The organism is Pigmentiphaga sp. GD03639, assembly GCF_029845405.1.
GTDB lineage: Bacteria > Pseudomonadota > Gammaproteobacteria > Burkholderiales > Burkholderiaceae_B > Pigmentiphaga > Pigmentiphaga daeguensis.
Genome location: NZ_JAOCLR010000008.1, coordinates 1 through 13,157 on the forward strand (window position 1 = coordinate 1; position 13,157 = coordinate 13,157).

Below are 13,157 nucleotides of genomic sequence, written 5' to 3' on the forward strand. Positions count from 1 at the left end.
GGTAGTTCTGACAGGGTGTTCCACTTACCGTCCTTGGATCAACCCGACACTTTCCGACGCCGCCTTAATGTCTCTCGCCGAGAACGACCAACGCATCAGGCCGTCGGAGGTCAACCAACCGGTGGTTGTAGCGGTGACACTGTCAGGCGGGGGCGCTCGGGCGGCGGCCTTCGGCCTGGGCGTGCTGCGCGAACTCAAGGCCACACGCTTCGCGCTAGAGGGCCAGGAGACCACTCTGTTGGATCAGGTGTTCCTGGTCAGCGGAGTGTCGGGGGGCAGCATCCTTGCCGCGCACTTCGCGGCCTTCGGCGATGCCACGCTGACTCGTTTCGAGCCGGATTTTCTGCTTGTGCCTTTTGAGGGGCGACTCATACGTGAAGCTCTGTGGCCTGAGCGTCTTTATAGACTAACTTCACCTTGGTTTGGGCGCAGCCAGATCCTGGCTCAACGCTTGGACGAACTTTTTGAAGGCCGCACCTTTGGTGACGTGCGCCGACGACCGGGCGCGCCCGAACTGATGATCACGGCAACCGACCTCACGACCGGTGCCCCTTTCGATTTCACCACCGAGCAATTCCGGCTAATCTGTTCCGACCTCGATGCAACGCCGCTGTCTTTCGCGGTGGCGGCCTCGTCGGCAGTGCCGCTGCTGCTGTCGCCCGTAACGGTACGAAACAACGCGAATACTTGTCCGCCGCCTCTTCGATCTTTGCCTATCCGTGGGCAAGATTTCAGATCACGCATCCTGCAAAGCAGCATAGACAGCTACCGCAATGCGCAGGATCGGCCCTTTATCCACCTCGTAGACGGTGGTGTCTCCGACAACCTCGGCGTACGTCTGATGCTAGACCGGCTAGTAGCCTCGGGCTCAATGAGCGCCAACTTCTCGGACGTCAAGCCCGGAAGCCTGCGCCGACTCGTGTTGGTGACTGTGAACTCCGAACGCGGCCTGAGCGAGCGCGTGGACAGTAGCGACCGAGTCCCCAGTACGACGCAAGTACTTGAGTCGCTGATCTTCGGTGCAGGCGCTCGCGAGACCCAGGTGACGCTGGCCATGCTTAACGACGACCTGCAGCACTGGCGTTCCGAGATTGCTCGCACCCGTGGCCAAGCGGACAGCCCCTTTGCAGCTGACGCAGAAATCCATGTAGTAAGCGTAAGTCTGAACGACGTGCCGGACGACAAGATCCGGCACTCGCTGCTACGCGTGCCCACAGCCTTCACAATCGAGGCCAAGGATGTCTTGGACCTGCAAACTGCGGGAAGCGAAGCACTGAGGCAATCCGAGGAGTTTCTGGCGCTGATTGAATCTTTAAAAAGAATCTCGACGGGCAAGCAGACAGTGCCTAGGACTCAGCTCCCCTTGATATTTAAGTGATACCGATACCGGGCTTTCGTCCGAGTTCCCAAGAGGCACTTCCGCCGATAACCTTGGCGGCAAGCTGTTGCCCCAGCCGCGGCTCAATCACCGGCCGCCACGGCACTAGGCTGAACCCCATGCCGTCATCGAGCATCGCGTAGCGCCCGCTGGAGAGCATGACGGAGCGCCGGTAAATGCCGGCGACGCGCTGGCCGTCTGTGACAGAGCGATGTTCCAGGCCGGTTTCCGCCGCAATGTCCTTGGCGGCTTGTGCCAGTTCCCGACTGCGCAGCGTGCCCAGCAGATTCCGGGCAAGGATCACGCGCTGCCCGCGCCGCTCGGCTAGCCCTTGTTCGGCCAGGAAGTTGGCGCGCTGCTGCATAGCCTGCTTGGCGTCGCCGCCAAAGCCCAGTTCGCCCAGCCCACGACCGCCGCCGATCAATTGTTGGTCGAGCCAAGTCGCGCCGATCACGCGCACCTGCCGCTCGATGGGCAGATGCGTTTTCAGCTCCACGGACACACCGCCCAGCCGTTGCGCGTCGTACTGACGGCCACGCTCGGCCATGTCGTCCGGCACCTTCCATAGCCCTTCGGCCACGCGCTCCACGACGCCGGCCCGGCGCAGGGCTTCCAGCCGCCGGACGTGGGCGGCGACAACTTCCTGCGGGTCGCGTCCGGGCGTAGCCCGGCCCTGCTCGATTACCAGGTGATGATCGGTGCGGTACAGGCCATCGCTCGCCAGCGAGGCGATGTTCTTGTCGGCCGTGCGCACCTCAGTCGAACCCTTCACCTCTACCACAGCGCCCGTGGGATAGTTCGCCAGTTCGTCGCGGGCGTTCAGTGCAACGTAGTGGGCCTTACCGTCCGTGCCGTCGATGATCAGATAGCCTCGGTCGTGCAACTCATCGGCAAGCCCCTTCGCGGCCACGCGGCCGATGAGGCTGCGACCATCGTCGCCCGGCTCGAACACCGCCAGCTCACGCGGCTGGCCGCTCATGGCCCGCTGCATCGTTCGGATGATGTCGCCACGCTCACCCAGGGCACGCAAGGTCTTCTCGGCATCGGCATGAATGGCCCAGGTGCCGGGCTGCACCTCGTCGGCTAGGCCCAGGCGCTGCAAGCGTTGCAGGCGGCCGATCAGCAGCAGGCGCTGGCGTTGCAACCTCGGCTCGTTGAGCCGTTCGACATGCACCCGGCCATCCTCGCCGGTCTCGCGCTGCAAGGTGCGATCCAGGCTCGTCCATCGCTCCTGTTCGACCTCGCGCCCCAAGGTCTGGTGGATCTCCAGTTCGGTGCGCGGCCCCAGCCATTCGGTCGCCAGTTCGGCGGCCCGATGGCGAAAGCCGTGTGCGATGTAGTCGCCCGCGATGATGAGGTCTTTGCCGGTGTCGTCGCGCCCGCGCACGATCAAGTGGGTATGCGGGTTGTCGGTGTTCCAGTGATCGACCGCGACCCAATCCAGCCGTGTGCCCAGGTCGGCTTCCATGCGGTTCACCAGATGGCGGGTGTAGGTGCGCAGGTCGTCCAGCTCCACGCCGTCTTCGGGGGACACGATGAAGCGGAAATGGTGGCGGTCATCGGCGCAGCGTTCCTTGAAGGCGTCCAGGTCGGCTTCGTCGGACTGCGGTCCGTAGGCCTGGCCAGGTTCGCCATCGCGGCCCGCGCCGTCGCGCTCGACGTACCGCAGGTGTTTGGCGAGCGACTGCGGGCTGGCCCGCTGGTGATTGACCAGCAAGGTCTTGATGGTCACGCGCCGCGACATGGGCGTTAGCTTCGCCCCGGCGAAGCGCGCTGCCGTGTGGCCGCGCCCGAGCCGAGAGCCGGGGCGCTGGCCGGTGCCTGCGGCCCCAGGACGGCGCACCGCCGACTTGCCGCTGCTGGCTTTGCCAGCCTGCTTGAGCACCTTGGAAACGAAGCTCTGCCCCTGGCCCTTGCCCCGGTTCTTCGGGGCGCTGGGGCGCACCCGGAAATCGTCGTCGCGGCGGTCGGTCATCGCCATTCTCCCGGCAAGCTCAGGCGTGTCCTGTCGTGCGAAGCACGCGGGCATGCCTGCATTGGCGCGACCCTCGCGCCGAACGCGGCACGGCGGCAAAGCCGCTCCGTGCTGTGTTCCCCCCATGTGCAGACAGGCTTTCGACGCGGCCCAGTGCCGCGTCCTTTTGTCTTGCCTTCCGCCTTTGCCCTTCGCTGTCGCTCCAGGCACCGGCGGCCCGGCGGCGCTGCTGCGTGAGCAGCCAGCGCGCCGGCGAACGCGCCAATGGCCGCAGGCCGGGCGCGTTCGAGGCAAGACGCCTGCACGTTGGACGGCTGCGCCGGATGCTGCGCGACGTGCGGTGCGAATGCACCAGCACGGCAACCGCGACGACACGGCAGCAGCAGCGAGAACGACATGCCCGATGGCACGCCGGAGCGTAGCGAATCGGCGGCCATCATGGGCGTATCTCCAGCCACACCGGATGCGCAATGCCGATCACGGCGGATGCGCTGACCGGGCCGAAGTAACGGCTGTCGAACGATGCTGGATTGGTCACGCTCAACAGGAACAGCTCGCCCGGTTCGAGGCGGCGGCAAAGTTGCAGGGACGGCAGCGCCCGGCCCAGCCGGTCGGCAGGCAGCACGGCGGCGGAAGGCACGCCGTCGATGCGTACCTGACCGGCGACGATGCAGACGTGTTGCGGCGCGACCGCGCCCACACGTTTGAGCAGCGGAACGCGCGTCGGCAGATAGCCGCGCTGCGCAGCGAGCGCGGCGGCCGTGGCCGAAAGCGGCACCAGCACGATGTTGTCCACGGACAACGGGCGTGGCAATGAGGCGGTGCGCGGGTCGAACGGGTCAATGCGATACCAACCGACCGCCACGCTGTCGGACGGGTTGTAGGTCAGACGCGGCAGCGGCGACACGAAAGCCGCCCAGGTCAGCGCAGCGAAGCCGATGGCGGCCAGTGTCGCCAGCACGATGCGAGCGCGCAGGCGTGAGCGAGGACGCGGTGGTACGGCGGGCGCGTTGGCCGTGGTGGTCGGGGCCGTCATGGCAGCACCTTCCCGGCCAGCCAGGCGGTATGCCGCTCGGCGTTGTATTCGGGCAGCGCAAGGCGAGCCGCAAGACGGTTGCCCAGCGTGCACCAGTACGCGGGCGACACGTCGATGGCGGCGATGCCCAGCGCCTCGATGCCGTCGATACGTTCCAGCACGGCGCGCACGTTGGCATCGCCTTCGGCGTGCAGCAGCAAGCGTGCACCCGGCTGCACGCCGGGGATGCGCTGCGCCGCGTCCAGCGGTGTGCAAGCCTGCATCACCATGAGTTGCCAGCGGATCGTGCCGTAGTCGTTGGCCTGCCAGCGGATGCGGCAGAACATCGCGCTCGGCAGGAACACCGCGCAGCGCCGCCAGTCGTCCAGGCGCAGCGTGCGTGCGGGTTCGCCGAAGCGCAGGTAGAGCTTGAAGCGGTGTTCGAGATAGGCCAACGAAACGCGCGTCAGCGGCACGTTGCCGGCCTGTCCGGCGAGTGCTACGGGATGCAGCGGCAGCGCAGCCGGTGCCGCGTTCGCGGCAGGCAAAGCGGATGCGGTCATGGTGTGTTCTCCGGTGGAAACTCCCGCTCCAGCAGACCGCGCAGCAGGTCGGCCACGGTCACGCCTTGCGTGAAGGCCGACACCTTGATGCGCGCCCGCATGGCGGGCGTGATGTCGAGCGTGAGGCGGGCCGTGTAGAGGTCGCCTTTGCCCAGCGCGTCGGCATCGCCCTGACGAATCCACGCCTCGGCGTGCGGATTCGCGGGCGGACGTGCGCCGATGCCGACGCGCTTGCCCGTGCGTTTGCTGTTGGGTGGCTGCTGCGCTGTCATGTCGGCCACCGCAGCAGTTCGTCCACCAGGGCGGTGATTTCGCGGGCGGCGGCACTGTCGGGCGCTGTCTCGCGTGCGAGCCGGCCAGCGGCCACGCTGTCGGCGAAGACGATGCGCTGATGCACCTCCGAGCGCAGCGCGGGCAGCGGCTGTTCGGCGAGCGATTGCCGCGCCTCGCGCCCGATGATGGTGGTGCTGACGCGCCGGTTGATGACGAAGGCCGCGCGGAGCAGCGGCCGGAACACCTGCGCCTCGCGGATCAGCGCCACCATCTCGGCACTGGCCCACAGATCGTAGGGGCTGGGCTGCACCGGGATCAGCACGCGCTCGGCCGCCAGCAGCGCGGAGCGCGCCAGGGCGGCGATGCGCGGCGGGCCGTCGATGATGACGTGATCGGCCCGCCTGGCGAGTTCTGGCGCTTCCTGATGCAGCGTTTCGCGGGCTAGGCCCACGGCGCTGAACAGCCGTGGCAAGCCTTGCTGACTTCTGCGCTGTGTCCAGTCCAGAGATGAACCCTGCGGGTCGGCATCGAGCAGGACGACATGCTGGCCGTGTAGCGCCAGCTCGCCGGCGATGTGTGTGGCAAGCGTGGTCTTGCCGACGCCGCCTTTCTGGTTGAGCAGCGCGACGATCATGGCGTGGCCCTCCAGACTGGAAAGCCAAGCTTTGCCTGCCGTGCAAAACGCTGTTCGCCGTGCCGTTTCGCGGTTGTCCACCGAAACGGCGCGCTTCTACTACAAGTTATGTATTTCTTGTTAGGGAAGTTAGAGGGGCCGCAAACCCGCGCCGTTATTGGCTTCCCGGCGTTTTCGTACTCCTGATAGCACGATAGGCGTACTCCCGATAGCACGATACCCGGTACTCCTGATAGCACGAGGCCGTCCACACCTTTTCCCCGACTTATCCCCGTGCCGTGTGCAGCACGGGCCGGAACGTCAGTAGCTCCATTCCGTCGTCCGGCATCCGCTCGATGCCCAGGACGTAACCGGGCAGCGACTGCCGCGCCACCAGGACGCGCAGGTCGTAAGCAAAGTCGGAGAAGCGCGCAGCGCTGCCCGACTTGCGGTGCAGGTACCGGAAGTCGAATTGCCAGCCGCCCGGCTGCTTGCCGCCGTGCTTGCGCACCAGGCGGTACAGCCAGCGCTCGATCCCGCCCTTCAAGCGGAAATAGGCTGGGTCGATGGTCAGCACCAAGGCGGCATCGAGCACGCCCGCATAGAACCAGTCCGGCAGGATCAGTTCGATGCCCAGCGGCACGCCGCTGGCATCGGCCAGTTCCTTCCACTCGTTGATCCACGAGAAGCGATGCAATCGCCTTCCCGTGGTTTCGCGGATGGACGTGGCCACCGTGGTCGATTGCAGCCGGTCGAGCGCGGCTTTCAGGCGCAGGTAGTCGTTGAGAGACGTGCCGCGCCCGATGAAGCGCAGGATCTCGTAGGGAGTGGCGCGTATCCAGCGCGACGGGCGCAAGCCCGCGTCGCGCGCCTCCACGATCTGCGAGGCGGCCCAAATCAGCAGGTCGGCATCCCATATCGTTGCGATGCCGTGCTCCTGCGTACCCTCCACGCGGATGGTGATGCCGCCGGCGCGGAAGTCGATCGGCGCGGTACGCCGCGACTTCGCCAGCGAGAAGAACGGAAAGGCCATCAAGTCCTGGCTGTCGCGGGGTGCCATGTCGCCCGGCAGCGCGCGGAACAGGTCGAGCTGTTCGCGCTGCAAGGCTTGCCCTGGCGGGCTGGACATGGCGACGGCCACCCACGCGCCAGCGATCAGCGGCCATCACGGTAATCGCCCGCGTGGCGTTCGGCATATTCCGGGTCGGAAGTCGCCTCGTAGCTGCGCTGGTCGGCCCAGGCATCGAGGTCGGACACCGCGTACATGACGCGGCGGCCGAACTTGCGGAACTTCGGGCCGCCGCCGATCACGCGCTGTTTCTCCAGCGTGCGTGGCGACAGGCGCAGGTACTCGGCGGCTTCGTCGTTGGTCAGGTAGCGTTGGGGCTGCGCAGGCGCAGCGACAGCAGCGGCGGCAGGCCGCAAGGGAGCGGGTCGCATGGGATGTACCTCCATCAAGCCCGGCCACACCACGCGGCCGGTTAGAGGCACTTTCAAGAAAGCGAGGCTGCTTGCTAAGGGACGATCTACGGGGGACGCGAAACGTCCCCCCCTACTGCAACGGCGGCGGAAGCTGTGCCAGGCGGCGATAGCCGCCACGCATCAGCGCATCGCCACGACGTACCAGCCGCCGCACGCGGGCACGTAAGGCGCTGTCCTTGTGCCAGTCGGCGGCGACGGCATCGGCGCCGAACAGCCCTTCGGCCACTTCGCGCAATGACGCGCCCGCCAGGGTCGCGTCGAGCGTCTGCAAGGTGTGCAGTTCCAGCACCGCGGCCGTCGTGGGCCTGGAACGGGCCGCCGCCGCAGGCGTGGCAACCGTGGCCACGGCCAATGCGTCCAGCTCGGACGCGAGCGTGCGATAGCGCGCGCAGGGCGTGGCGCAGGCGCGGGTGGCGTAGAGGTAGGCCATGCCGTCTTCCAGGCCCGGCGCGAGCGCGAGCCGCAGGCAGCAGCCGGGCCAATGCGACACCAGCACCAGGCGCTTGCCGTCGTGGATCAGTTGCTTGCGGCCAGGGACGCGCCAGAACTCGAAGGCATGGGCTTCGGGTGGCGGGTCATCGTCCGGGTAAACCTGCACGACGGCATCGTGATCGGGAAACCAGGCCGGATGCGCGTCGCGCGCATCCAGGGCTGGGTCTTCCAGCAGGCGCAGGCCCCACGCCTGCGCCGTGTCCGGCCGGCGGCGGCGGCGCAGCCAGTCGCGGCGGTAGTCGGGATTTCGGCGCAGGTATTCCCACGCCAGCGCAGGGCCGTCAAGGTGCAGAACGTAGAGATAGGCCGCTGTCGGATACCAGTGTTCGGCGCTGCGATCAGTCATGGCGAAACCTCCCTCTGTTTGGGATGCGTCGCCACGATTTCCGCGATGCGGGAACTATCGAAATGCCATCAGGTCGTCATCAAAATTGGTTAGGCTGTAACTGTCGGTGTCAAGACCATTTGGCTCTGCGTGTTGCGGAAATCGTCTGAATGCGACGGCTACGCCTTCAGGAAAATGACGCGCAGCACCGAACACCGTGCCGCAGCCCGCGCCCAAGATCAGGACTGTTTTCAACAGGATCGCACCACTTCGGTGCAAGAATGCGGATTCAGACCTGCACGGTCTTGATCAAGATTGAAATAGTCACGATGCGCCCCGGCTGGCTAGGCCGCGCTGGTTTTCATCAGTCCGTGATCGCGCCGTTCTCCTGCGCCAGCCGGACGTACTCCGATAACGGGCGCACCGCCTGGAAATACCGATCCCGCCGCACCGGCAGCTTGCGCGGCCCGACGATGCCCGCCAGGTCGGACAGCTTGACCATCCCGAGCTCAGGCATACCGATACCGAGGTCGATCAGGCCGTAGGCCGTGTCGCCATCCGCCGGGTCGAGCGACACCAGCAGCCAGGTCACATGCGCGTCCGGGGTGAACAAGCGCACCACGGGCAGCGGGTCGAGCCGCTGACCAGCGGCGAGCGCCGCGCCGTGGGCCAGCAGCCGGGCGCGTTCATCAGCGGTGACAAGCGGCAGGGTCATGGGCAGCTTCTCCACGAAACCGACGATGCGCGAATGCGCTTTGGTGCCGAAGCGCAGAACTGCCGAAACGCATCCGTGCATTCGTGTGGAAGCACCGATGTGCAAGCCATCGCATCCGTAGAAGAACAGAAGCGCCGAAGCGGAATTGTCGGAAGCCGGAAAGACACGGATGCGATTCCCCGGTTCTGTCGGAATCCGCATCTGCGGATTTCCGTAAAAGCACGAAAGCGGGCCTTTCAGCCATGAATGAACACTATAGATTGTAGCCCTATAGGGCGCAATGGGCTGTCATCTTGGTTTTTATGGGGAAACCAAGTTAGTGACAGCGAAACACTCATTGGCAACGGCAATACGGACAGTCAGGAAGGCGCGAGGCTTGAGCCAGGAAGCGTTCTCCGACGTGTCCAGCCGCACCTATATGAGTACGCTGGAGCGCGACTTGAAAAGTCCGACCCTGCACAAGCTGACCGAGCTGTGCGAGGTCATGGAAGTGCATCCGCTGACGCTGTTGACGCTGGCCTACGCCGGCGACGACACGCACAAGGCCGACGAACTGCTGGCGCGGGTGCGCCAGGAGTTCGAGGCCGTGCTGAAAGAGCGCGACGCGCCCTAGCGCGTCTGAATGCCCGCAAGCGGAGCGCGCAGCGCCGCCAGGCGCGAAGGCGTGAGGGATTGAAGCCGAATGGACATGACGCCATTGGCGGCATGGGGCGCAGCCCGAAAGCCCGGCGGCGCAATGCGCCGACACGCCATGCTGTTCCTACTGCCACGGGCTTCGAGCCATTCGACCATCACCAATGCAATGCTGGCCTTGGACATGCGGGACATGGGGCAACTGCCGAAACCCTGTGCGTGCGATGCTGCGATCAGCAGCACCGCGCCCCGCCGCAATGGGCGGGGCGCGGTGGGCGGCCGTCAGGCCGCCTTGGGCTTGCTGCGCGACCAGATGAGGTCGTGCGTGTCATTCTCGCCTTCGATCAGGCGGGCATAGACCGTCGCCGGGAATGAAGGATCGTCGATGGCCACCGACAGGTAATCCCGCCCGGCCTCGCTGGTTTTCTTCCACGCCGCGCCGAAGTCGTGGCCGGCCGCTTGCAGGCGGAAGTCCGGGGCGCTTTCGTTCTCGCCCTTGTCGTTGGGAACCAGCTTGACCTTGAAGTTGAGGGTCAGGGTGCGGAGCTGGCCGGTGAAGCCGTCTTTCTCTGCGGTGAAGGTGCCGATGTTAGCCATGATGATTTCTCCTTTCGGGTTGAACAAGGTCGCGCCAGTGCGTCCTTGTTGTGATCCGTCCGGCGGGGGATGGGCTGGCCGCACCGCGCAGCGGTCGCAACACCGTGGAGAACCTGGAAGCGAAAAGAATTTGTCCCGCGAGGAATGCGCGCAGCGCAGGGGGAATTGTTTTCGCTGGAAGGTTGCGGCCATGAAGCCCAGCCACCGCCAGGATTCACAACAACACAAGGACGTACTGGCCGCCCGCTCCCGAATGGAGGCATGGCCGACTCGGCATCCCCGCGCGACGGCTTCACCGGCCTGCGCCCTGACACGGGCAAGGACAATGCCCAGCGACAAGGTGAAAGCGTCCCTACTGCTGCTTGCGGCCCTTTGCGTGAGGCGTGGCGTGGAAGCTCCATTGCAAGGCCGGGCGGCGTGTCGGTGAACCGTCCTTCGTGACGTACAGGCGACGAACCGCCAGCGTCGAGGACGGCACGCTTTCGCACAACCTGCCGCAGCAAGCCGGGGCGTAGCCCCACAAGCCCCGCCCATTGCGGCGGGGCGCAGTCCAAACACCGGCGGCGGGGTGCGCCGCCGCACTTGTGGGCTTCGTGGTTTCTCGCGCACAAGGCCGCTTGTGCGCGGCCCCTTCGCCGCCCGCCCGAAGGCGGCGAAGGGGCGTTTTGGTTTTGGGCCTTGAAACCGGGCGCGGCCACCGCCGCGCCCGGATTTTTGACCACCAGCCCCAGGGCGGAACGGACTGGGGCTGGCGTGAATGATGGGTTAGTCCTTGGTTTCGATAATCCACCACACGGCACGCGGCAAGGCGCGGCCCGTGATGGGGTGAAAGTCGGTCAGGTCGGCTCGGGCTGTCCAGCCGCGAGGCGGACGGTAGCCGCGCACGTCGCCTTCGCCGTGCCAGCGGCGGGCGCGTACCGTACCGGGGGCATAGGTCGCCGCCATGCGTGGGCGGCTGGTCGTGGTGCGGGTCATTGGGGTTTCTCCTTGCAGCGAAGCGCCCCGGTCGAGGCCGGGGCGCTTGCCTTCCGTGCGGGTCAAGCGGCCAGTGCTTCGGCGGGTTCATCCGCCATTGCCTCGGCATCCTCCGGGGCGTTTTGCTCCGGGCCTTCTTCCTGCACGGCATCCTGCGGGCCTGCGGCCTTGAAGATGGCGGGCATCCAGCCCGTGCCATCGGCCAGCCGCTCGGCCTCGCTGGCAATGTCGGCCTTCTTCAACTTCGCCAGCCGGGTTACAGAATCCGGTGCAAACACGGCCACGGCATCCAGAATCACGGCCTTGGAAACATGCTTGAAGTAGCCTTCTGCGGTCGGCTTCCACCATGCGGCCATGTCGAGGCCCACGGCCTGCGCCAGTTCTGCGCCGCGCTGGTGCGGCGTGGCGCGGGGTGTCACCACGTCCACCGTGGAAGCCACGCACACGGCCAGCAGCCGCACCAGTTCATCTTGCGGCTTCGCCAGCAGCACGGCGAACAGTTCGGCGCTGTCCTCCGGCAAGGCTTCGCCCGCCACCTGTTGCAGTTCGCGCAGCGCCACGGCGGCGGGCGATTCGGGCAAGTCCGGGGCCATGCCTTCCAGCCGGTCTTGCACTTTGAGGCTTACGCCCAGCGGCAAGTCGTGGCCGTAGTGGCTGCCCTGCAAAACGGTCTGCACCATGCCATGCACCACGGCGGCCAGCGCGGCTTGCGGATGCCGGGCGACTTCGATTTGCAGCGCGGCGGTGCGGTGGGCGCTCAAGCGTTGCGCCAGCCGGTCGGACATGGCGGCGGTCTTGGGCTGCCTGTCGTCGTCTCCGTCCTCGCCCTCGTCATCGTTCGCGGCGTCCGGGTCGCTGAAACCCTGGCGCAGCTTTTCCAGCGTGCGCAGCGCCTTGGCTTCGGCCTCGCCCATCAGGCCGCGATGAATCACGGCCTCGCCGTTGCGGTCGATGGTGACGATGGCACCGGCTGCGGCCTTCACGTTCGCGCCGTAGTCCTGCAAGCCATCTTCCAGCGCCTGCAACTGATCGCCCAAGGCTTCGCCTTCCTCCTGCAAGGCGTCAGCCTTGTCCTCGTCGTCGGCGTCCATCGCGGCATCCACCGCTTCGGCGACATCCTGCATCTTGGCTTGCAGCTTCTCGATGCGCTGCGCTTCGCGCTTGTTCGGCTCGCGCCGCTCCCTCGGCGCACGCTGGAAGGCGTGCAGATCGGCGTGGGTCACGCCCGGCGTGGCATCCACCCACGCCCAGCCCTCGGTGCGGACAGTGGCGGCGATGCCTGCCAGCCTGTCTTGCGCCAGCCGTTCCAACAGCGCGGCGTCGGTCAGATACACGCCCGCATCGCCTTCCGCGAACAGGTCGCGGCGGATGCCACCGCCTGCAGCCTCGTAGGTGTCCAGCCCGACGAAGCGCACCAGCGGATGCCGGTAGGCGTCAATCTCGCGCTCGGTAAGGCGTTCGCGCAGCGCGGACGGTTGGCGCTGCCACTGCGGCGCATCGTAGAACGCGGCTTCCTGCGCGGCGTGGTCGTCGGTGATGGACAAGGCCATCAACTGATCGAGCGTAACGGCATCGGCGCGATAGTCGCCCATCAGGCGCGGCGAGACATTCGCCAGCTTCAAACGGCGCTGTACCACCAGCGGCGTGACGGAAAAATCCGCTGCAATGTCTTCGATGGGACGGCCTTCGGCCACCAGCGCCGCGAAGGCTTCAAACTGGTCTGCCGGGTGCATGGCTTCGCGCTGCACGTTCTCGGTGAGGCTGGCCGTGCGGGCCGTGCCATCGGCCACCAGCAGGCAAGGCACCTCCCATTCCTTGCTGATACGGTGCTTCTTCACCAGCAGCTTCAACGCGGCGAGGCGACGGCCACCGGCGACCACCTCGTAATGCTCGCCATCGGCGGATGCAATCACGATCAGGTTTTGCAGCAGGCCCACGCGCTGGATGCTCGCGGCCAGTTCGGGGATGGACATGCGCGGGGTCTTGCGCACATTGCGGCCCGTGGGGCGCAGCACCAGTTGCGACAGCGGAACCAGAATCAGGTTCTTGGTCGGGTCGGCCGCTTCCAGCGCAGGGGCTTGGATGGCGCGGGCTCCGGTTTGGGTGATGGCGTTCATGGTG

Annotated in this window: 15 protein-coding genes; 2 read left to right on the plus strand and 13 right to left on the minus strand. The window is 66.3% G+C overall.

Translation table 11 applies throughout. The annotated features are described in order from the left end of the window. The coding region (locus N5K27_RS10550; RefSeq protein ID WP_279816289.1) for a patatin-like phospholipase family protein at window positions 1-1,378 on the plus strand (1,378 nt) is incomplete at its 5' end. Here N5K27_RS10550 and N5K27_RS10555 read toward each other — a convergent pair. The 9 genes from N5K27_RS10555 to N5K27_RS10595 all read right to left on the minus strand — a co-directional run bounded on the left by N5K27_RS10555 (window position 1,371) and on the right by N5K27_RS10595 (window position 9,032). Next, the gene (locus N5K27_RS10555) at window positions 1,371-3,353 is read right to left on the minus strand and encodes a relaxase/mobilization nuclease and DUF3363 domain-containing protein (RefSeq protein ID WP_279816292.1); all 1,983 of its coding nucleotides are present in this window, start codon (window positions 3,351-3,353) and stop codon (window positions 1,371-1,373) included. The genes N5K27_RS10550 and N5K27_RS10555 overlap by 8 nt on opposite strands. Before the next feature lie 436 nt (window positions 3,354-3,789). Next, complete coding sequence (locus tag N5K27_RS10560) at window positions 3,790-4,389, minus strand: S26 family signal peptidase (RefSeq protein WP_100185505.1); 600 nt, start codon at window positions 4,387-4,389, stop codon at window positions 3,790-3,792. Further along, complete coding sequence (locus tag N5K27_RS10565; protein ID WP_100185504.1) at window positions 4,386-4,931, minus strand: DUF2840 domain-containing protein; 546 nt, start codon at window positions 4,929-4,931, stop codon at window positions 4,386-4,388. The genes N5K27_RS10560 and N5K27_RS10565 overlap by 4 nt, the downstream gene beginning before the upstream one ends. After that, entirely contained in the window at window positions 4,928-5,203 is a 276-nt protein-coding gene (locus N5K27_RS10570; RefSeq protein ID WP_004883063.1) for a hypothetical protein, read from the minus strand. The genes N5K27_RS10565 and N5K27_RS10570 overlap by 4 nt, the downstream gene beginning before the upstream one ends. Then, window positions 5,200-5,838, minus strand: a complete 639-nt coding sequence (gene parA, locus N5K27_RS10575; protein WP_279816299.1) for a ParA family partition ATPase — start codon at window positions 5,836-5,838, stop codon at window positions 5,200-5,202. The genes N5K27_RS10570 and parA overlap by 4 nt, the downstream gene beginning before the upstream one ends. Before the next feature lie 265 nt (window positions 5,839-6,103). Beyond that, entirely contained in the window at window positions 6,104-6,958 is an 855-nt protein-coding gene (locus tag N5K27_RS10580) for a replication initiator protein A (RefSeq protein WP_347944627.1), read from the minus strand. 14 nt (window positions 6,959-6,972) lie between these two features. Next, a complete protein-coding gene (locus N5K27_RS10585) occupies window positions 6,973-7,257 on the minus strand; it encodes a helix-turn-helix domain-containing protein (RefSeq protein ID WP_004883058.1) in 285 nt (94 codons plus the stop codon). A gap of 112 nt (window positions 7,258-7,369) precedes the next feature. Then, on the minus strand, window positions 7,370-8,137 hold the full coding sequence (locus N5K27_RS10590) for a DUF2285 domain-containing protein (protein ID WP_004883055.1): 768 nt from the start codon (window positions 8,135-8,137) through the stop codon (window positions 7,370-7,372). 343 nt (window positions 8,138-8,480) lie between these two features. After that, complete coding sequence (locus N5K27_RS10595) at window positions 8,481-9,032, minus strand: DUF2958 domain-containing protein (protein WP_004883053.1); 552 nt, start codon at window positions 9,030-9,032, stop codon at window positions 8,481-8,483. Between the two features lie 118 nt (window positions 9,033-9,150). Here N5K27_RS10595 and N5K27_RS10600 point away from each other — a divergent pair, with 118 nt between their 5' ends. Next, window positions 9,151-9,444, plus strand: a complete 294-nt coding sequence (locus N5K27_RS10600) for a helix-turn-helix transcriptional regulator (RefSeq protein WP_064717570.1) — start codon at window positions 9,151-9,153, stop codon at window positions 9,442-9,444. Here the strand turns inward: N5K27_RS10600 and N5K27_RS10605 are convergent. The 4 genes from N5K27_RS10605 to N5K27_RS10620 form a co-directional block, all read right to left on the minus strand. Further along, entirely contained in the window at window positions 9,441-9,659 is a 219-nt protein-coding gene (locus N5K27_RS10605) for a hypothetical protein (protein ID WP_103790875.1), read from the minus strand. The two genes, N5K27_RS10600 and N5K27_RS10605, sit on opposite strands and share 4 nt — an antisense overlap. An 87-nt stretch (window positions 9,660-9,746) precedes the next feature. Next, on the minus strand, window positions 9,747-10,061 hold the full coding sequence (locus N5K27_RS10610; protein WP_004883051.1) for a DUF736 domain-containing protein: 315 nt from the start codon (window positions 10,059-10,061) through the stop codon (window positions 9,747-9,749). 765 nt (window positions 10,062-10,826) lie between these two features. Then, on the minus strand, window positions 10,827-11,036 hold the full coding sequence (locus N5K27_RS10615) for a hypothetical protein (RefSeq protein ID WP_023110658.1): 210 nt from the start codon (window positions 11,034-11,036) through the stop codon (window positions 10,827-10,829). 62 nt (window positions 11,037-11,098) lie between these two features. Continuing rightward, a complete protein-coding gene (locus N5K27_RS10620; RefSeq protein WP_279816310.1) occupies window positions 11,099-13,153 on the minus strand; it encodes a ParB/RepB/Spo0J family partition protein in 2,055 nt (684 codons plus the stop codon). Window positions 13,154-13,157: the final 4 nt, after the last annotated feature.

Excerpts from the sequence above, each read along its gene's own strand:
- N5K27_RS10610 (WP_004883051.1), bottom strand. The coding sequence starts at position 10,061 with ATGGCTAACATCGGCACCTTCACCGCAGAGAAAGACGGCTTCACCGGC.
- N5K27_RS10585 (WP_004883058.1), bottom strand. The coding sequence starts at position 7,257 with ATGCGACCCGCTCCCTTGCGGCCTGCCGCCGCTGCTGTCGCTGCGCCT.
- N5K27_RS10590 (WP_004883055.1), bottom strand. The coding sequence starts at position 8,137 with ATGACTGATCGCAGCGCCGAACACTGGTATCCGACAGCGGCCTATCTC.
- N5K27_RS10595 (WP_004883053.1), bottom strand. The coding sequence starts at position 9,032 with ATGCGGATTCCGACAGAACCGGGGAATCGCATCCGTGTCTTTCCGGCT.
- N5K27_RS10605 (WP_103790875.1), bottom strand. The coding sequence starts at position 9,659 with ATGTCCCGCATGTCCAAGGCCAGCATTGCATTGGTGATGGTCGAATGG.
- N5K27_RS10615 (WP_023110658.1), bottom strand. The coding sequence starts at position 11,036 with ATGACCCGCACCACGACCAGCCGCCCACGCATGGCGGCGACCTATGCC.
- N5K27_RS10555 (WP_279816292.1), bottom strand. The coding sequence starts at position 3,353 with ATGACCGACCGCCGCGACGACGATTTCCGGGTGCGCCCCAGCGCCCCG.
- N5K27_RS10570 (WP_004883063.1), bottom strand. The coding sequence starts at position 5,203 with ATGACAGCGCAGCAGCCACCCAACAGCAAACGCACGGGCAAGCGCGTC.
- parA (WP_279816299.1), bottom strand. The coding sequence starts at position 5,838 with ATGATCGTCGCGCTGCTCAACCAGAAAGGCGGCGTCGGCAAGACCACG.
- N5K27_RS10565 (WP_100185504.1), bottom strand. The coding sequence starts at position 4,931 with ATGACCGCATCCGCTTTGCCTGCCGCGAACGCGGCACCGGCTGCGCTG.
- N5K27_RS10620 (WP_279816310.1), bottom strand. The coding sequence starts at position 13,153 with ATGAACGCCATCACCCAAACCGGAGCCCGCGCCATCCAAGCCCCTGCG.
- N5K27_RS10560 (WP_100185505.1), bottom strand. The coding sequence starts at position 4,389 with ATGACGGCCCCGACCACCACGGCCAACGCGCCCGCCGTACCACCGCGT.